The sequence below is a fragment of the Brevundimonas sp. genome (assembly GCF_036399195.1).
GTDB lineage: Bacteria > Pseudomonadota > Alphaproteobacteria > Caulobacterales > Caulobacteraceae > Brevundimonas.
Genome location: NZ_DASWNO010000106.1, coordinates 1 through 18,376, shown reverse-complemented (window position 1 = coordinate 18,376; position 18,376 = coordinate 1). Strand labels below are relative to the sequence as shown.

15 protein-coding genes, 1 tRNA gene and 1 pseudogene are annotated in these 18,376 nt (G+C 67.9%); 6 read left to right on the top strand and 11 right to left on the bottom strand.

From position 1 onward, the window contains the following. Position 1 precedes the first annotated feature (1 nt). The 6 genes from VGB60_RS05110 to VGB60_RS05085 all read right to left on the bottom strand — a co-directional run bounded on the left by VGB60_RS05110 (position 2) and on the right by VGB60_RS05085 (position 5,049). Positions 2-91, bottom strand: a tRNA-Ser gene (locus tag VGB60_RS05110). Positions 92-177: 86 nt separating this feature from the next. Beyond that, on the bottom strand, positions 178-1,122 hold the full coding sequence (locus VGB60_RS05105; protein WP_331037185.1) for an NUDIX hydrolase: 945 nt from the start codon (positions 1,120-1,122) through the stop codon (positions 178-180). 2 nt (positions 1,123-1,124) lie between these two features. Next, positions 1,125-1,718 (bottom strand): HD family hydrolase, encoded by a 594-nt coding sequence (locus tag VGB60_RS05100; protein WP_331037187.1) that lies wholly within the window; start codon positions 1,716-1,718, stop codon positions 1,125-1,127. A gap of 116 nt (positions 1,719-1,834) precedes the next feature. Then, the gene (locus VGB60_RS05095) at positions 1,835-2,707 is read right to left on the bottom strand and encodes a methyltransferase type 11 (protein ID WP_331037184.1); all 873 of its coding nucleotides are present in this window, start codon (positions 2,705-2,707) and stop codon (positions 1,835-1,837) included. 97 nt (positions 2,708-2,804) lie between these two features. Beyond that, positions 2,805-3,677, bottom strand: coding sequence for a MoxR family ATPase (locus VGB60_RS05090; RefSeq protein WP_331037183.1), 873 nt, complete (start codon positions 3,675-3,677; stop codon positions 2,805-2,807). A gap of 97 nt (positions 3,678-3,774) precedes the next feature. Further along, on the bottom strand, positions 3,775-5,049 hold the full coding sequence (locus tag VGB60_RS05085; protein WP_331037182.1) for a lytic murein transglycosylase: 1,275 nt from the start codon (positions 5,047-5,049) through the stop codon (positions 3,775-3,777). Between the two features lie 200 nt (positions 5,050-5,249). Between VGB60_RS05085 and ykgO the strand changes: the two genes are divergently transcribed. The 3 genes from ykgO (at position 5,250) to VGB60_RS05070 (ending at position 6,214) form a co-directional block, all read left to right on the top strand. Then, on the top strand, positions 5,250-5,375 hold the full coding sequence (gene ykgO / locus VGB60_RS05080; protein WP_055832286.1) for a type B 50S ribosomal protein L36: 126 nt from the start codon (positions 5,250-5,252) through the stop codon (positions 5,373-5,375). Positions 5,376-5,579: 204 nt separating this feature from the next. Beyond that, complete coding sequence (locus tag VGB60_RS05075; protein ID WP_331037181.1) at positions 5,580-5,855, top strand: DUF2312 domain-containing protein; 276 nt, start codon at positions 5,580-5,582, stop codon at positions 5,853-5,855. Between the two features lie 2 nt (positions 5,856-5,857). Beyond that, a complete protein-coding gene (locus VGB60_RS05070; RefSeq protein ID WP_414644468.1) occupies positions 5,858-6,214 on the top strand; it encodes a hypothetical protein in 357 nt (118 codons plus the stop codon). Here VGB60_RS05070 and VGB60_RS05065 read toward each other — a convergent pair. Both VGB60_RS05065 and VGB60_RS05060 read right to left on the bottom strand, forming a co-directional pair. Further along, positions 6,211-8,985, bottom strand: coding sequence for a TonB-dependent receptor plug domain-containing protein (locus tag VGB60_RS05065; RefSeq protein WP_331037180.1), 2,775 nt, complete (start codon positions 8,983-8,985; stop codon positions 6,211-6,213). The two genes, VGB60_RS05070 and VGB60_RS05065, sit on opposite strands and share 4 nt — an antisense overlap. Positions 8,986-9,175: 190 nt before the next feature. Next, positions 9,176-10,657, bottom strand: coding sequence for a sigma-54 dependent transcriptional regulator (locus tag VGB60_RS05060; RefSeq protein ID WP_331037179.1), 1,482 nt, complete (start codon positions 10,655-10,657; stop codon positions 9,176-9,178). Between the two features lie 458 nt (positions 10,658-11,115). On the opposite strand from VGB60_RS05060, the gene rplJ reads away from it, so the two are divergent. Then, positions 11,116-11,631, top strand: coding sequence for a 50S ribosomal protein L10 (rplJ, locus tag VGB60_RS05055; protein ID WP_331037178.1), 516 nt, complete (start codon positions 11,116-11,118; stop codon positions 11,629-11,631). Positions 11,632-11,696: 65 nt separating this feature from the next. Further along, positions 11,697-12,080: a 50S ribosomal protein L7/L12 gene (rplL, locus tag VGB60_RS05050; protein WP_331037177.1), complete on the top strand. Its 384-nt coding sequence runs from the start codon at positions 11,697-11,699 to the stop codon at positions 12,078-12,080. Between the two features lie 110 nt (positions 12,081-12,190). Here the strand turns inward: rplL and VGB60_RS05045 are convergent, their stop codons facing one another. The 3 genes from VGB60_RS05045 to VGB60_RS05035 all read right to left on the bottom strand — a co-directional run bounded on the left by VGB60_RS05045 (position 12,191) and on the right by VGB60_RS05035 (position 16,748). Then, a complete protein-coding gene (locus tag VGB60_RS05045; protein ID WP_331037176.1) occupies positions 12,191-14,152 on the bottom strand; it encodes a peptidase M61 in 1,962 nt (653 codons plus the stop codon). Between the two features lie 17 nt (positions 14,153-14,169). Continuing rightward, positions 14,170-16,122 carry a peptidase M61 gene (locus VGB60_RS05040; RefSeq protein ID WP_331037175.1) on the bottom strand — a complete coding sequence of 651 codons (1,953 nt, stop codon included), beginning with the start codon at positions 16,120-16,122 and terminating at the stop codon, positions 14,170-14,172. A gap of 107 nt (positions 16,123-16,229) precedes the next feature. After that, positions 16,230-16,748 carry an FKBP-type peptidyl-prolyl cis-trans isomerase gene (locus tag VGB60_RS05035; RefSeq protein WP_331037174.1) on the bottom strand — a complete coding sequence of 173 codons (519 nt, stop codon included), beginning with the start codon at positions 16,746-16,748 and terminating at the stop codon, positions 16,230-16,232. Positions 16,749-17,084: 336 nt separating this feature from the next. Between VGB60_RS05035 and VGB60_RS05030 the strand changes: the two are divergent. Beyond that, positions 17,085-18,376, top strand: a pseudogene (locus VGB60_RS05030) (DNA-directed RNA polymerase subunit beta); the annotation flags it as partial.

Here is an 18,376-nt window from a genome sequence, read left to right as displayed (position 1 = left end):
GTGGCGGAGAGGGTGGGATTCGAACCCACGGTACCCGTAAAGGCACGCCGCATTTCGAGTGCGGTACATTCGACCACTCTGCCACCTCTCCGCGGGGCCGTTTGGACGCTTGGTCGAGCGAGCGGCTTCTCTAATGGCCGTCGCGCCGCGCCGCAAGCGCGCGGACCGAGAAATCCGTCAGCGCTGCGCCGGAAGGGGCAGTCCGAGCGCCTCGCCGGCCGAGCGGTCGGCGTCGATCCTGCGGAACAGCTCGGCCGGCCGGCCGCCAGTCGCGCTCGAAACGCGCCCGGTGCGGGCCACCAGTCCGGTCCGTTCGACACCGCGGCGGAAGTTCTGCTTGTGCAGCGAGAGCCCCGCCACCGCCTCCGCCGCCGTCTGGAGGTCTGACAGGGTGAAGGTTTCCGGCATCAGGTCGAACAGAACAGGCCGGTATTTCAGCTTGCTTCTGAGACGACCCAGCCCGGTCGCCAGAATGCGCCGGTGGTCGGAGGCCATGGGGCGCCCCGCCGGCGGGGGGGCGGCGTCCATTCGCTGGTCCCGTGCGGCCTCGGCGACCAGCCCGGCCTCATAGAGCAGCTCGTAGCGTTCGAGCACCCATTCTTCGTTCCAGCGGTGGCTGGCGTCCGTCGCGAACAGCGTCTCGACCCTGAGCCTCCGGCGCGGGTCCAGCTCCGCCCACCGGGCCAGTCCGTCGACCAAAAACTCCAGACACTCCGTGCTGCCTTCCCGCCGATCTTCCCACGGAAACAGGTCCAGCACAGGCGTCCAGCGAGCGTCGGCCTGCGGGGCGTCGGCGGCGTCCGCCGTAAGGGCGAGATAGCCGATGGAGACCTCTCGTCGCCGCTCGGGGCCCTGGGTGGCGCGGGGCGAGCCTCGGCCGAGATCGCCAAAGGTATAGAGCTGTTCGACGAACCCGAGACGAAAGCCGGTCTGGGCGGTCACGAAGTCCCGCAGAGCCTTTTCGAATGTCCGGTCACGGGCCGGGTCGAACGGCCCGAAGGGAAGGGCGGTCTCGGCCTCGCCGTCGCCGGAGGTGGTGAGGACGCAGGCCTTGCGGTCGCGCAGGGCGATGACGACCGCCGAGAGGCCGATGCGCACGCCCTGTTCGTCCGGGCCCGCCATCCCTACTCCGTGTGCCAGGCGTCGGCGGCAGGGACCAGTCCGACGGCTTCCGCGAGCACCCGGTACCTTTCCAGGTAGCGCTGCTGGGCCACCGGCGCCGGCAGGGGCTCGATGGTCAGGTCATAGCCGGCAGGCGGCGAACCGAAGAAGCCGAGCGACTCCTTGCGGGTGAAGCCGGCTAGTTGCGTGGCTTCGAAGAAGGCGCAGGCCCGGTCCGCCTTCTTGATCAGGGTCTTGACGTCGGCGGGGTTTTTGGCCGGCAGCCCGAAGCGGACGTGAATGGCGGCTTCCAGCCGGACCTCGAACGCCTTGTAGTTGACGCCCAGGGCCGCCTTGAAGGGCGAGATCATGTCGCCGATCACATACTCCGAGGCGTCGTGCAGCAGGGCCGCGAGCCGCCACTTGGGAGCCAGCCCCGGCCTGATGTGGGCCGCGATCTCTTCGACGACGCAGGAGTGCTGGGCCACGGAGAAAGCGTGCTCGCCGACCGTCTGCCCGTTCCAGCGGGCCACGCGCGCGAGGCCGTGGGCGATGTCCTCGATCTCGATGTCGAACGGAGAAGGGTCCAGCAGGTCGAGGCGACGTCCGGACAGCATACGCTGCCAGGCGCGGGGCTCCTTCGACGGGCGGGGCGGTGCGGCCAAGGTCTGATCCTGCTCTCGTGGGCAGGGTTGGTGACGCATCATGGCGAGCCGATCAAGGCCGCGGGCGGTTATTCCCCGACGTTCAGCGTGACGAGGTCCTTGGCGTCCTCAAAGGCCCGGTCGCGATCGTTGTCGCGGGATCGAACCGTGGCGACGACCAGCGGCCCTCCCACCGGGCCTCGGGCTTCATAGCCGACGAGCGTCCAGCCCGACGCCGCTGAACGGTTGTCGGTCAGGATCCAGCTGGCGCGGGTGGCCCCTCCGCCGGCGCGGGTCCTGACTTCGGCTGTATCGTCGCGAGCGTTGACGATCACGCTGTCGCCGTCGCCGCCGCCGGAGGTCCTGATGCGGGCGGAGCCGTCGCTGTCGTTGGCGTCGATATGGAAGCCGCCGATGCGGACGCTCGCCTTGTCGCCCTTGGCGTCGATGCTCATGCCGGGGAGGCGGACGGAGGCGTCGTCTCCCTGGGCCTCGATGGCCACGCCCGGTGCGCGGACGCTCGCGCGATCCGCGTCCGCGGTCGCCTGGCCGGCCTCTGCCTCCGCTCCGGCCGCATCAGCCTCGGCGCGGACCTGGGCGGCGTCAGCCTCGGCCGCCGAGGCCTTCAGGCGCGCCAGCGCCTCCGGCAGGGCGGTCGAGAGGCGGCTTTCGAAGGCTTGAAGCACCTGCGCCGGCTCGGCGCCGTCGAGCGGAACCAGATGCAGGGAAACCTCGGCCCCCTTGGGACCGATGTAGGTGCAAACGCGCCCTTCGGACTGGGCCGAGCCCTTGCGCGTCAACGATCCAACCGTCTGCGGGCACTGCAGGGCTTCGACCACCTTCAGCACGCCCTTGCCGCTCGTATCAGTCCGGGTCGAGGATATCCGCACGGAGTCGTCGCACGCCCCGGCCAAGGCGGCCACGGCGCCGAGGGTCGGCAGAAGGAAGGGACGCAGGGTCATCATCTGAAGTCCTTGAATGGCCTTATCCTGCGCGCCGCAGCCTCATAATCCAGTGAAATCGCGGTAAGGCCGGTGTTCGAACCCGATCGGCGATGTGTCAGCCGCCCGGTCTCGAGCCTTCGCGGCGGCTCAGGAAGGCCAGCCGTTCCAGCAGGTGCACGTCCTGCTCGTTCTTCAGCAGCGCGCCGTGCAGCGGCGGGATCAGCTTGTTCGGCGAGGTCTCCCGAAGCGACGCGGGATCGATGTCGTCGACCAGCAGCAGCTTGAGCCAGTCCAGCAGTTCCGAGGTCGACGGCTTCTTCTTCAGACCCGGCGTGTCGCGCAGTTCGTAGAAGGTCCTGAGCGCTTCAGAGACCAGCCGGGGCTTGATGCCGGGGAAGTGGACCTCGACGATCGCCTTCATCGTCTCGGGGTCGGGGAAGCGGATGTAGTGGAAGAAGCAGCGGCGCAGAAAGGCGTCGGGGAGCTCCTTCTCGTTGTTGGAGGTGATGACGACGACGGGGCGAACTTCGGCGCGAATGGTCTCGTCCGTCTCGTGGACGTAGAACTCCATCCGGTCGAGTTCCTGCAGCAGGTCGTTGGGGAACTCGATGTCGGCTTTGTCGATTTCGTCGATCAGCAGAACCGGCCGGTTCGGGGCGGTAAACGCCTCCCACAGCTTGCCCGGCTTCAGATAGTTGCGGACCTCGTGGACCCGCGCTTCGCCGAGCTGCGAGTCCCGCAGGCGCGAGACCGCGTCGTACTCATACAGGCCGTTGTGCGCCTTGGTCGTCGACTTGATATGCCAGGTGATCAGCGGCGCGTTCATGGCGCGAGCGATCTCATAGGCCAGGACCGTCTTGCCGGTGCCTGGCTCGCCCTTGATCAGAAGCGGACGCTCCAGCGCCACGGCGGCGTTGACGGCGATCTTCAGGTCGTCCGTCGCGATGTAGTTCGCGGTGCCTTCAAATCGTTCGGTCGATCGGGCCATGATGGTTCCGGACTGTGATCGAAAACGCCTAGCGAAGGCCGCGCGGGTTAACAACGATCATATGCGCGACGTGTCAGCACGCGGGGCGGAAGGGGAGTCAGCCTGCCCGGCGGATCAGTTCATCGGCCAAGTCCGCGGTCAGGTAACCATCCGCCACCTTGCCGCTGGCGATCTGCCAGCGCCGGAGGGCGGACCGGGTGTTCGCCCCGATGACGCCGTCGAAACCCTGGGTGTCGTAGCCGAGGGCGGTGAGGGCCCGTTGCGCCCCGACCCGCTGCTCGCGCGATAGCGGCGCGTCGTTCGGCCAGCTGGCGACCAGCCCCGGCTTGCCCGCGATCCCGTCGGCGGTCAGGCCGATGCCCAGCGCGTAGGACACCGAGTTGTTGTAGCGGCGGATCACATAATGGTTCGGCAGGGCGAGGAAGGCGGGTCCGCGCGCGCCCTGAGGCAGCAGGATCACCGCCTCTTCGAGGGCCTCGGCCGAGGTCGGCGCACCGCCGCGGGCCAAGGTGACGCCGCGCTGGGCCCAGTAGCGCCAGGGCTGGCGCGGTCCGTCGGCCTCGGCGTAGTCGAACCCAGCGGGCAGAACGACCTCGTAACCCCAGGCCTGACCGGGCTTCCAGCCGGCGTCCGCCAGCAGATTGGCCGCGGATGCGAGCGAATCCGCGTCCGAGCCCCAGATGTCGACCTTGCCGTCGCCGGTCTGGTCCACCCCCAGGCGCAGGAAGTTGTCGGGCATGAACTGGGTCTGCCCCATGGCCCCGGCCCAACTGCCCTTCAGGCCGGAACGCTCGCGGCGGCCGTCGACGACGATATCCAGCGCGTCCTTCAACTGCGCCTCGGCCCAGTCCCGCCGCCGCCCGTCATAGGCCAGCGTGGCCAGAGCCCGGACGACGTCGTGATCGCCCTGATTCGCGCCGTATGAACTCTCATTGCCCCAGATGGCGACGAGGATTTCGGCCGGCACGCCGAATCGCTGAGTCACCGCCGACGGCACGCGGTCGAGCCGCGCGCGGCCCTGGGCGATCCGGGTGGCCGAGGCCGCGCTCTGGATATAGGCGCCGGCGGGTCGGCTGAACTCCGGCTGGTTGCGGTCCTGCCGAACCACGGTCGGATCGGGGGCCAGTCCGGCGAGTTCGCGCTCGTAGCGGTCCCGCCTCGCGCCGCCGTGGCGCGCCAGGAAGCCCTGCTTCCAGCCCTCGAAGTCCGCCTCGTTGGCGGGCGCGGCGGCTGTGGTTACAGGCGCCGGCGCGGGGGATGGTGCGGTCGCGGGCGCGGGCATGGCCGGCAGCCTGACCGGCGGCGGCTCCGGCAGCATGGGCGCGCAGGCGGCTACGGAGGCGATGAGGAGGAGGCGAAAGCGGATACGCATGACCAGAGGCTAGCCTTCTCGAGGGCGGTGCGGGATAACAAACGCGCGACCCGCCGCCTGTCGTCTCGTCCGGGGGACCGAAGGCCGCGAAAAGCCCTGTGCATCTGGTTGACGGATGCGGGAAGCCTCTCTATACGCACCGCTCCGCCGCAGGTCCGCCTAGCGGCTTTTCTGTTTGCTTTTGCCTCAGGACGACGACCATGAAGGTCCGCAGCTCGCTCAAGTCGCTCAAGACCCGCCACCGCGACTGCAAGGTCGTGCGCCGCAAGGGCGTGGTCTATGTGATCAACAAGACCGACCCGCGCTTCAAGGCGAAGCAGGGCTAAGGACGCGCCCAAGCAGCCCGTCGCCGCGCGACGGGCGTTAGCGCTCCAAAGGTCTATCCACAGGTCGCGGGCTTTGTCCGCGGCCTTTTTCGTGCCCGCCGTTGAGACTGCCGGACAGGCGTGGTTAGCGTCGGGATCCACACACCGTTCGCGCTGAAGCAGCGAGGCGCCGCGCGCCGAGCGGTAGCGCCCTGAAAGACAGACATGCCCGACGACGCATCCTTCGACGCCAGCCCCGACGTGCTGACCTCCGCCGCCCAAGGCCGCTTGCGCACGATCATCGAACGCATCGAGCGACTGGAAGAAGACAAGGCCGCCGTCATGGCCGACATGAAGGAGGTCTTCCTCGAGGCCAAGGGCGAAGGCTACGACGTCAAGATCCTGCGAAAGGTCATCCGCATTCGCAAGCAGGACAAGGCCAAGCGGCAGGAAGAGGACGCGATCCTCGACCTCTACCTGTCGGCTCTCGGCGAGATCTGATCCTGAAGCGAACCGGCTTCGGCGGTGGCAAGGGCGGCGCGAAGAAGCCGCCGTCCAGCCCGTTTGAAGCTGAACGCAAGGCAGCCCAGCGGGCGGCTCTGAATGCACTACGACGCGCCCGCCGCTCGGCAGAGAAGGCGGGCGTTTCGCTGTCCGACTGGGAGGGTGAGTTCATCGACTCGGTGAGCGAGCGCGTGAAGACCCACGGCCGCGCCTTCGGCGACCCCGAGCTCGGCGCGCCGGGGCAGGCGCTGTCCGCCATGCAGGGCCGCAAGCTGAAGGAGATCGCCGCCAAGGCGAAAGGAGAGACGCCGAAGCGCCGCTGGGGGCGCAAGGCCCCCGGCGACGGCGCCTCCTAGAACAGGATCTTGCGGAAGGTCAGGCTGATCGTGCGGCCCTGCGGGTCCAGATAGTCCGGCTGATAGTTCAGCGGCACGTCGCCGGAGCCGGAGGTGACGTCCAGCCGGCTGTCGAAGATGTTCTGGACGCCGAAGTTCAGGCGCGAGCCCTTCAGCCACGGGTACTTGGCCACCCAGCTCGCTTGACCGCCCAGGTCGATGAACATGTTCAGGTTCACCGTGGCGAAGTCGGCGAACTCCAGATCGGGGCCGGACCCGCCCTCGATGCGCGTGCCCTGGCGCCAATTGGCGTTCAGGAACGCGCCCTTGCCGTTCCGGAACACACCGGCCTGGGCCTGGAGCTCGTTCCGGGGCGTGCCGCCGCGTCCGCTGGTCGCCGAGCCGTCCAGCAGGTCGAGGATTGGAAGGCCTTCGGCGATAACGATCTCGTCCTGCAGGCGATAGGTATGGAACACCGAAAGGTTGAACATGCCCTGGCCCGGCTGCATCGCCGTTCCGCGACCGCCGCCGCCGCCGCCCATGCGGACCTGTGCGCCGCCGCCGCCGCCGCCGCGAGGCCCGTCGCCGCCGCCGCCTTCCTGGCGGATGACCACTGCTCCTCCGCCGCCGGGGCCGCCGAGGCGGGGACCGCCGCCGCCGCGGGGGCCCCCGGGCCCCCCGGGCAGGCCCGCCGCCGCCGGGTTCGGCGTTCCGAAGGCGCGCGAGAAGGTCAGGCCCGTGCGGATGTCCTGACGCTCGAACCGCTCGAAATTGAGCGGCCGGGCGTCAAAGGCTGTCAGGTTTCCGCCGGCGTCGCGGGTGAACCGGCCGGGCAGGGCCGCCTCGAGCTCCGGCGTCAGGGTGGGGAAGGTCGAAATGGCGTCGTCGGTCCGGCTGTAGGTCCAGGTCGAACTGATCTGGAGGTTAGTCTCCTTGAGAGGGCGCAGCGTAACGCCGGCCTTCCAGACCTGTCGGTTGTCCGATTCGAGGTTGGGATTGCCCCCGTCGATCCGCGTGACGAGCACGGTCTGGCCCGTGGCGAAGTCGAACACCGGCACGTTCGGCGTGAAGAGGATCGGATCGTTAAGTTGCGCGATGGAGGGCGCGCCCTGCTCGTCGGTATAGCTGACCAGGAACGACAGGGGCTCGATCGGCGACCAGTTGACGCCGAAGCCGAGGGTGGAGAGCCCGCCGAAGTCGGACAGCTCCTCGTAGCCGATGTTGAAGTTGGCGGAGAGATCGCCGAGCGACTCCAACACCCCTTGGCGGCGGCTGGCGATGGGAATGCCGAAGCTGGCCTGTCCGTTGAAGCGGTCGCGCGACTGCGAGCGCTCGGTGGTCACGCCCGAACGGACGCTGGTCGAGTCAAGCGACCGGGTGTCGGCGCCGAAGGTGAAGGTCGAGGAGACGCCCCCGGCGGGCAGATCGTAGATGTCGCCGTTCAGGACCACCTCGGCCGAGAGGACCTGCGAGACCGAGTTGGCGGTGTCGTCGGGCAGGCGGGTGAAGTCGGCGGGAGACAGGGCCGCGAACGGATTGGCGGCCGGATCGTTCGCGTTCAGGCGAGCCTGGAACGGCGCAGGCGCGAAGCCGCGGCCCGTGACGGTGTCGGTCTCCACCCGGTTGTAGTCGCCGCTCAGGGTCCAGCGCCAGGACTCGCCGATGAAGCCGTCGAGCACCCCGCCGAGACTGCTGTTCAGGCTGTCCGTGCTCCGCCCGAGCGCGTCGGCGTCGTCCAGATAGCGGTAGACGGCCACGTCGTCGGCGAAGGGCGAGAACGGATTGCTCTCGGGCAGCGTCAGGACGACCCCCGGCAGGCCGTTGAAGCTGCGGCTCGAGCGGTCCTCGATGCTGCCGCTGATCGTGCCCTGGGTGGTGCCGTTGAGGTCTCGCTTCACCGTTCCGCGCACCGTGGTGCGCTCGCTAGCGGACAACAGGGTGCGATAGGCGCCCAGATCGCCGGTGCGCGGATCGCCCGCCGCCGCTGCGAAGTCGGCGAGCCCGGGCGTCGTCGTCGTCGTGGGAACGGGATTGATCAGGATGGTCGAGCCGACCTGCGCCGACAGTGCGGGGTCTATTTCGGTCCCGAACGGAACCCCCGTGATATTGCCGGTCAGGTCATAGGGTGTGGAGCCCGGGTCACGGACGATGTCGCGCTCGGACTCGAACAGCGGCGTCGAGCGTTCGTATTCCGCATCCATCGACATCCGGGTGGCGCCGGCGATGTAGAGCACATTGCCCTCGATCTCGGCGGTCGTGCGCCCGCCCTGCGTCGGACCGCGGCCGGAAACCTCACCGGTCACCGAGCGGAAGTTCGACTTCAGAACGAAGTTCACCACCCGCTGATCAGCGCGATAGCCGAACTGGAGGGCGACCTCCTCCGGCAGGATATCGGTCCGCTCGATAGCCTCGGTCGGGATGCCCTGGATCTCGCGGAATCCCGAGATGCGCCGCCCGTTGACGAGGAATACCGGCTGCCCGTCCCCGCGGCCGCGCGTGCTGCGGGTCACGGGCTCCAGATAGGTCAGCAGTTCGGCGATGTTCGAGGCGCCATAGGCCTGGATCTGCTCGGCGCTGAGGGTCAGGTCGGCCGGGATGTCGGTGTCGACGCTGCCCCGGGGCCGCTGGCCCGTGGTCGTGACCACCCCAAGGTCATAGGTTTCGCTGTCGTTGGCCGCGGGCACAGCGCTGGCGGGTGGTTGCGGCTCCTGCGGAGGCGTCTGCGGCGTCTGGGGCGCGACCTGGATGCTCCCGGCCATGAGTGCGGACAGGGCGGTGGTGACGAGCAGCATGCGAGGCCTTGGGGAGAAGGACGATGGATCGTGGAACGTGGCCGCCCTCTGTTTCCGTCGCGTTTCAGCACGGACACCAAGGGTTGCGTCACGGCGCAGGCGCCGGCCTTCGGGGTTCCGGCGGGGTCTTGCCAATGAACTTTTGGTCAGACTCTGGGCGGAGTCGCGGCGTCGTTACTGCCGTTGCGAACTAGCTCGCTTCCTTCAGGCTCTCTTCCAGACCCTGTTCGCGGACCTTGCGGTACAGGGTGGAGCGACCGATGCCGAGACGGCGGGCGATCTCGGACATATGGCCTGCGTACACCTCGATCGCGTGCTGGATCAGGTCGCGCTCGATCTCTTCGAGCGTGCGCAGGTGCCCGCGCTCGTCGAGAATGCGAATCGGCGTGTCCGGCGCCGCCGGCAAATCGACGCCGCTTGCGGCCTGCGAAGCCGTGGGCTCCAGCAAACCGACGCCGTTGGGACCAACCCCGCCCGCCGCGGCCGGCAGCGGCGCCGCCAGACCCGAGATCGCGGGGAAATCATGCGGCTGAAGGAAGGGCGCGTCCGCGAGCACGATGGCGCGATAGACGGCGTTCTCCAGCTGGCGAACGTTGCCTGGCCAGTCGAACCCCGCGAGCAGGGCGAGCGTCTCGGAAGAGCAACCGGCGATCCGACGGCCTTCCTCGACATTGAATCGGGCCACGAAGTGGTCGACGAGCGCGGGGATGTCCTCGCGCCGCTCCCGCAAGGCCGGGGCCTCGATCGGGAAGACGTTGAGGCGGTAGAACAGGTCCTCCCGGAAGGCGCCTTCCCTGACCTGCTGGGCCGGATCCCGGTTCGTGGCCGAGACGATCCGAACGTCGACCTTGACCGAGCGTTTGGCCCCGACCGGATCGACCTCGCCTTCCTGCAGGGCGCGCAGCAGCTTGACCTGCATGTCCAGCGGCAGCTCGCCGATCTCGTCGAGGAACAGGGTTCCGCCGTTGGCTTCCTGGAACTTCCCCAGGTGCTTGTCGTGCGCCCCGGTGAACGCGCCCTTTTCGTGCCCGAACAGGATCGACTCGATCAGGTTAGCGGGCAGGGCGCCGCAGTTCACCGCCACGAACGGCTTGCCGGCCCGCCCCGAGGCGCCGTGCAGGGCGCGGGCGATCACTTCCTTGCCGACGCCGCTCTCGCCCGTGATCAGCACGGGGATCGACGACTTCGCGGCGCGGGCGCCCAGCGACTTGACCATCCGCATCGGCGGGCTGTCGCCGACCAGATCGTCGAAGGAGGTCCGCCCCGTGACGTGCTTCTTCAACCGCCCGACCTCCGCGGTCAGGCGGGTCATCTGCAGGGCGTTGGATACGCCGACCAGCAGGCGTTCGGCCGACACCGGCTTGACGAAGAAGTCCTGGGCCCCCGCCTGCATGGCCTTTACCACCGCGTCGACGCCGCCCGAGGCGGTGAGGACGATGACAGGGGTCTGCACGCCGGCGGTGCGGATCTCGGCCAGCGCCTCCATGCCGCTCATGCCGGGCATGACCATGTCGAGCAGGATCACGTCGGCGCCGCCGCCCTTGGTCAGGCGGTCGATAGCCTCTCCGCCGGACTCGGCGTGGACGACGGCGTAGCCCTCGCGCTCCAGCACCGCCTGCGCAAGGCGCCGCTGGGTCGGGTCGTCGTCCACCACGAGGACAGTCTTGGCCATGAAGCGCCCTTTATCCATCAGGCCAGCCGCGCGCGGACTGGCTCATTTCGGGACGTTTTAGCCCTCACAAGGTGAAGATCGGGTTGTGGCGGGTGGTGAGCGAGGGGTTAAGGCGGGTGGTTCGCCAACGCTTGTTCCTTGCCGGGCGGCCGCCGCCGCTTGAATCCCCGGCGCATCCGTGTATAGAGCGCGCCTTCTCCGTCGCAGCTTCGGCCGCGGCGGTCCTGTCCGAGAACTTCGGGGCGTGGGGGTCACCCGCGCCGTAAATGCCAGAGAGCCCTCTGGCGCCGTGGGGAGATGGGGATGCAGACGAGCCAGACGATCCGGATCCGGACGTCGGGTCTGAGCTTCCTTCGGACAATACGACCGGCCTGAACGCCTCGCAGCGATGCGCGGCGTTATGGCCAAATCCGTCGTCGGGAATAAGCCCGGCGGCGAATACCAGACTGGAGACCGCAATGGACCGCGCACAAAAAGCCGAGTCGATCGAGACGCTCAAGGGCGTCTTCGCCGACGCGGGCGCCGTGGTCGTGACCCACAACCTGGGTCTGACCGTTGCGGACATGGAAGACCTGCGTGGGCGCCTTCGTAAAGAAGGCGGCACGTTCAAGGTGGTCAAGAACCGCCTGGCGCTCAAGGCGCTCGAAGCCGACGAAGGCAGCGACTACCACGGCCTGTTCAAGGGTCCCGTGGGCATCGCATACGCCGACGACGCGGTGACGGCCGCCAAGATCACCGCTGAATACGCCAAGGCGAACGACAAGTTCGTCGTCCTGGGCGGCTTCATGGGTGAGAAGGTTCTGGACGCGAAGGGCGTGGAGGTTCTCTCCAAACTGCCGTCGCTGGATCAGATCCGCGCTTCGCTGCTCGGCCTGCTCAACGCTCCCGCGACCAAGATCGCCGGCGTCGTGCAAGCCCCGGCGGCCCAACTGGCCCGGGTGTTCAACGCCTACGCCACGAAGGACGCCGCGTAAGCGGACCCGCCTCTTTCATCTCTGCAAACTCTCTACTGAAACCCATCCTCCGAAGGAAACACACCATGGCCGATCTCGCCAAAATCGTTGAAGACCTGTCGTCGCTGACCGTTCTGGAAGCCGCCGAACTGTCCAAGCTGCTGGAAGAAAAGTGGGGCGTCAGCGCCGCTGCTCCGGTGGCCATGGCCATGCCGTCGGGCGGCGGCGCCGCCCCCGCCGAAGCTGCTGAAGAGCAGACCGAGTTCACCGTCGTCCTGCTGGACGGCGGCGACAAGAAGATCAACGTCATCAAGGAAGTGCGCGGCGTCCGTTCGGACCTCGGTCTGAAGGAAGCCAAGGACCTGGTCGAAGGCGCTCCGCAGAACGTCGTCGAGAACGTCTCGAAGCAGAACGCCGACGAAGTCGCCAAGAAGCTGACGGAAGCCGGCGCCAAGGTGCAGATCAAGTAAGACCTCTTGAGTCGTCCTACCGCCCTTCGGGCTACTTGAGGACGAAACAGGATCTAGCTGAAGAGACGGGCCGAGGAGCGATCCCCGGCCCGTTTTCTTTTGCCCGGCGCTCAGCGCCGGCGGGGTGCGAAAATGTCCGCCAGACGGTCGCGCGCGCCCTCGATCCGCTCCAGCCGCGGATAACGCAGGCCCCCGTGGTAGTCGAAGGACAGGGTGCGGAACTCGTCTCCGCGCTTGACCACCAGCACGATCGGCTCGCTCGCGCCCTTGGCCGCCGTGATCGCGTCGCGCAGGACCTCGGCCGAGGCGGTGCGGTCGCCGACCGCGACCAGATCCCAGCCCGCCCCCAGCCCCTGCTGGAACGCCGGGCCGCCCCACAGGACCCCGGTGATGCGGTTGGCCGAGTTCAGGTTGAAGCCCAGCGAATACTGGAAGTCGGTCGCCCAGCCGGACTGCATGCGCTTTTCGACCGGCGTGAGCGTATCAACATAGGTCAGCCGCCATCCGGCCCTGGCGAGGCCTTCGAGCGGCGCGCGCGCCTCGGGGCCGACCGCGTCCAGACGGCTGCGCAGGAAGGTGGTCCAGTCGTGGGGGTGCACCGCGTTCAGGTGCGCCACTACGTCCTCGAAGGTGTACGGCCGCGCCTCCCAGACGCCGTCCTCGACGCCGAAGAAGGCCTTGGCGAAGTCGTCCAGCGACTTCCGCTCGTTGGTCTGCTCGCGGATCAGGGTGTCGGCGTCGAGCCAGATCAGCAGCGCCTCGCGGTAGTAGTCCCCGGTGCCCCGCATCCACGACGGCCAGGGATTGGTGGTGCGGTAGCCGAGCAGGTTGTGGTTGTTGGTGTCCTGCAGCGCGCGCCAGGCGCGGCCCGGCTGGTTCTCATAGAAGGCGGCCACTTCCGCCAGGTTGATCACCGCCTCCTCGACGGTGCCAAGGCCGGAGCGCGGGGTCAGGACATCGCCCCAGTATTCGGTCTGACCCTCGTAGACCCACATCAGGCTGTTCTGCGTCGGGACGTTGAGGTTCTGGACGTACTCGTCTGACGGACGGCGGAATTTTCCGTTCCAGCTGTGAACGTATTCGTGCGGCAGCAGATTGCGCGTGCCGTAGTCCGGCGTCGCGCTGGAGAAGTAGGACGGCGCCGCGGTGTTCTCCGACGACCGGTGATGCTCCAGCCCGATCCCGCCCAGCTTCGACGACAGGCCGAGCAGGAATTCGTAGCGGTCGTAGTGGCGGGCGCCGAACAGCCGATCGGCCTGATCCACCAGAGACTCGTACTTGTCGATCCACTCGGGGCTGGCGTTGATCGAGGCCGCGGTGTCGCCGACCAGATTCAAATGGACCGGAGACCGGCCGCCCGGATCGATGTCGATGCGGCGGTAATACTTGCCCGCGAACATCGGGCTGTCGGCCAGATGCTCCAGCGAGATCGGGGCGAAGGTGGCCACGTCGCCTTCGCGCGATACGGTGTCCAGGGCGACGCCGTAGTTCCAGCCGGTCGGCAGCACGACCGACGGCGAGAACATGATGCGGTCGTGGTTGTAGCCCGCTGGATAGAGCAGGGCCTTCTCCCACTGGAGGTTGACGATCTCCTGGGTCATGACCACCCGCCAGACGGCGTTGTCGGGCTGGGTCAGCCATTCGAACGCCACCTCGATCTCGCCGACGCCCGCCGGGATGTCCAGATGGAAGGCGTGCGGATCGACGGTGTCGCGCAGCCATTCGATCCGCTGTCCATTCCCGGTGACCGTGACGCCGGAGACCAGCTGGATCGGACCGGTGTCGGCGTGATTGCCCGGGATGAACTTCGGATACTGCAGCACCAGATGGCCCGCGCTCACGGGGATGGTCTGGCGCACCCGGATGACCTTGTGGTCGAGGTCGGTCAGGTCGGCCCGGATGGCGATGACGCCGGGATAGTCACGATCCTGCGGCGCTGGAATGGGTGGCAAGGGCCGGGGCAGACTGGTCGGGGCGGGCAGGGGCGTCTGGGCCTGCGAGGCCGGAACCTGCGCCATCGCGGGCAGGGCCGCCGAGGTCAGCAGCAGGGCGAGGGCGGCGGTGCGGATCATCGTCTGGTCCCTCACGATCAACGGCGGCGGGGGGCGAGAATGTCGCCGAGGCGGTCGGGGGTCCCGGCGATCCGCTCTAGGTGCGGATAGCGCAGGCCGTCATGGTAATCGAAGCGAACGGTGCGGAAGCGGTCGCCCCGCTTCAGCATCATCTCGATCGGGGTGGTGTTTCCCTTTGAGGCCGTTATGGCCTCGCCTATCACGGCTGCGCTGGCCGCCCGCCCATTGACCGCGACGACCTCCCAGCCCGAGGTCAGGCCCGCCTCGAACGCCGGAGATCCCCAGCGCACGGCCGTTACGCGGTTGGCGGGGTTGAGGCTGAGGCCCAGCGAATAGGCGAAGTCGACGCGCTGCAGCTCGGTGTTCAAGGCTTTGGAGTAGTCGTTGGGGGATTCTCGCCACACCAGGCGGTAGCCGCCGCGTTGGATACCCCCGAGCGGGGTCGGGGCGTTGACGCCGACGGCGTCTAGCCGGGCGCGCAGGAAGGTCGCCCAGTCGTGCGCCTGCACGCCGTTCAGCGTCGAGGTCACGTCGGTGAAGGCGTAAGGCGCCGGATCCCACGAGCCGTCCTGCGGGCCGAAGAAGGCCTGGGCGAAGTCGTCCAGCGACTTGCGGCCGTTGGTCCGCTCGCGGATCAGGGTGTCGGCGTCCAGCCAGATCATCGCGCCTTCGCGGTAGTAGTCCTCGCTGCGCTGAAAGCTGGCCCAGGGCTGGGGACGGCGCTGGGCGATGATCGGGTCGTTGGTGGTGTCCTGCAACGCCCGCCATGTGCGGCCCGGATTGTCCTCGGCGTAGGTGGCGGCGGTGTTGGCGAAGACGTCGAGCGCCTGCTGCTTCGACATCAAGCCCGCACGCGCGGTCAGGATCAGTCCCCAGTACTGGGTCTGACCTTCGTAAACCCACATCAGCGAGTTCTGCAGAGGGTCGTTCAATGTCGGCGTCAGTTGATCGGCGGGGCGTCGCCACTTGCCGTTCCACGAGTGGACGTACTCGTGACCCAGCAGGTCACGGTCAGCCAAGGTCGAGGCCGGTGCGGTGAAATAGTCGGTGTCGACGCTGTTCTCGGACGAGCGGTGATGCTCCAGCCCGATGCCGCCCAGCCTGTCCGAAACGGCGACGAGGAAGTCGTAGTGGTTGAAATGCCGCGCGCCGAACAGCCGGTCGGCCTGATCGACCAGCGCGCGGTGGCGCTCGATATGCTCGTCCGAGGCCGCCAGCATGCCGGGGGCGTCGGCCACGACGTTCATGCGCACCGGCGAACGCCCGCCCGGATCGAGGTCGATCTGCCGATAGTGGGCGCCGGCGAACACCGGGCTGTCGGCGAAATGTTCGAGGCTGATTGGTGCGAAGGTTGCGACGCCGTTCTGAAACGAGGTGGTCTCAAGGGCGGTGCCGTACTGCCAGTCTGCGGGCAGCCGGAGCGTCGGCTGGAAGGTGATCTGCCGGCTGTAGTAGCCGGCGGGGTAGAGCAGGGCCTTCTCCCACTGGACATTCAGCATCTCGTCGGTGACCACGACGCGGCCCTGCGCCCCCTCGATCGGGGTCAGCCATTTGAACGAGACGTCGACTGTGGAGACGCCCGCCGGCACCTCGACCTGGAAGGCGTTGGTGTTGGCGGTGTTGCGCACCCACGGCAGTTGTTGCCCGTTCGCCGTGATCTGCAGGTCGCCGATGTCGTCGACGGGCCCGACGGGAGCGTGGTTGCCCGGAATCCACTGCGGATACAGCAGCACCAGCGGCCCCGCGCCCGTCACGGGGATGGTCTGGCGAACCGAGATGATGCGTCGGTCGATGTCGGTGGCGTCCATCTCCAGGGTGATCACGCCGGGGTAGGGCGCGTCGCGGGGAGCGGGGATCGGCGCCAGCGTCCGGTCGAGCGCCGGCGTTCCGACCTGGGCCAGTCCGGGTGCGGCGCCGAACAGCAGGGCGGCGGCGCAGGCGGACGCGAGCAGACGGACGGAAGGCTTCATCGGGACTCTCTCGGGCAGCGGGAGGCGCAGATCACGCCGGGCGTGCGCGGGGGTCAAGCTTGAGCAGGCCCCATCGGATTAAAACCCCGTCATGTTCAAGGTTCCGCTCAGGCGGCGGGCGTTGCCGCAGGCTTCACTTCCAGCAGCTCGACCGTGAACAGCAGGGTCGAGTTCGGCGGCAGCTCGCCGCCGCCCACCCAGCGTTCGCCGTAGCCGAGGGCGGCGGGGATCACGAACTCGAAGGTCTCGCCCTCGCGCATCAGGGCGACGCCCTCGGTCCACCCCTTGATGACCCGGTTCAGCGGGAACTCGGCGGGCTCGTTGCGGGAATAGGAGCTGTCGAACTCGCGCCCGTCGACGAAGGTCCCACGGTAGTGGACACGGACGGTGTCGGTTCCGGCCGGCTGGCGGCCGTTCGGCTTGGCGCGGCCGACACGGCGGTACTGCAGACCCGACTCGGTCGTGGTCCAGCCCCGGCGCGCGGCGTTGAGCGTCAGGTATTCGGCGTTCCCCGCGGCCCATCCCTCCAGCGTGCCGACGCCGGGCGTGGCGGTCGGCGCGGGGGGCGGGGCGGACGCGCAGGCGGCGAGGGTCAGGGCGGCGGCGGCGATCAGCAGGTGTTTCATGCCGGCGACGCTAGCAGCCTGCGCGGTCAAGACAACTGGTAGGGCGAGGGCCAAGAATCTTGCCCCACAGCCTTTATTTCGCCGAAGAAGCGCGTATATCAGCGCGTTCCGCTAACTCCAAAAAGAGATTCGCGCGAAAGCGCCGAGGCCCGGTTTGTCGCCCTCCGACCGGTGCGAAGGCGCGCTCCTTCCCAAGGGAGCCCTACATCCAGGCGTCCTGGAGCCGCAAGGCCCGAGGGTGGACGCCGAAACCGATGGTCACGGGTCGCCGGAATGGCGGAGCCGTGGCTACTGCATTGAACGCGGGCTGCCCGGCCTGCGCATTGGGAAGACAGAATGGCCAAGTCCAAAGCTGAAGTCGCCGTCGCCAACGGCCATTTCGCCCACGCCACCACCTTCACCGGCAAGAAGCGCATCCGCCACTCGTTCGGCCGCATCCCGGAAGCGGTGCAGATGCCGAACCTGATCGAGGTGCAGCGCGCCTCCTACGAGCAGTTCCTGCAGCGCGAAGTGCGCTCGGGACCGCGCAAGGATCAGGGCATCGAGGCGGTCTTCAAGTCGGTCTTCCCGATCAAGGATTTCAACGAACGCGCCATCCTGGAATACGTCTCCTACGAATTCGAGGACCCCAAATACGACGTCGAGGAATGCATCCAACGCGACATGACCTATGCCGCGCCGCTGAAGGTCAAGCTGCGCCTGATCGTGTTCGAGGCGGACGAAGAGACCGGCGCGCGCTCGGTCAAGGACATCAAGGAGCAGGACGTCTACATGGGCGACATCCCGCTCATGACCGACAAGGGCACCTTCGTCGTCAACGGCACCGAGCGGGTGATCGTCTCGCAGATGCACCGTTCGCCGGGCGTCTTCTTCGACCACGACAAGGGCAAGACGCACAGCTCGGGCAAGCTGCTGTTCGCCGCCCGCGTGATCCCCTACCGCGGCTCATGGCTCGACTTCGAGTTCGACGCCAAGGACATCGTCTACGTCCGCATCGATCGCCGCCGGAAGCTGCCGGCCTCGACCTTCCTGATGGGTCTGGGCATGGACGGCGAGGAAATCCTCAAGACCTTCTACGAGACCGTGCCCTACGAGAAGCGCGGCGAAGGCTGGGTCACGCCCTACAAGCCGGAACGCTGGCGCGGGGTGAAGCCCGAGTTCGACCTGGTCGACGCTGACACCGGTGAAGTCATCGCTCCCGCCGGTACGAAGATCAGCGCCCGTCAAGCCAAGAAGCTGGGCGACACGACCACGTCGCTGTCGCTGGCCGCCGACGCCCTGCTGACCCGCTACCTCGCCGCCGACGCCGTCAACTACGAGACCGGCGAGATCTACGCCGAGGCCGGCGACGAGCTGGACGCCCCCACCATCGAACTGCTGGAAAGCCACGGCTTCACCACCATCGACGTGCTGGACATCGACCACGTCACGGTCGGCGCCTACATGCGCAACACCCTGCGCATCGACAAGAACACCGGCCGCGAGGACGCGCTGTTCGACGTCTATCGCGTCATGCGTCCGGGCGAGCCGCCGACCCCGGAAGCCGCCGAAGCCATGTTCAACTCGCTGTTCTTCGACAGCGAGCGCTACGACCTGTCGGCCGTGGGCCGGGTCAAGATGAACATGCG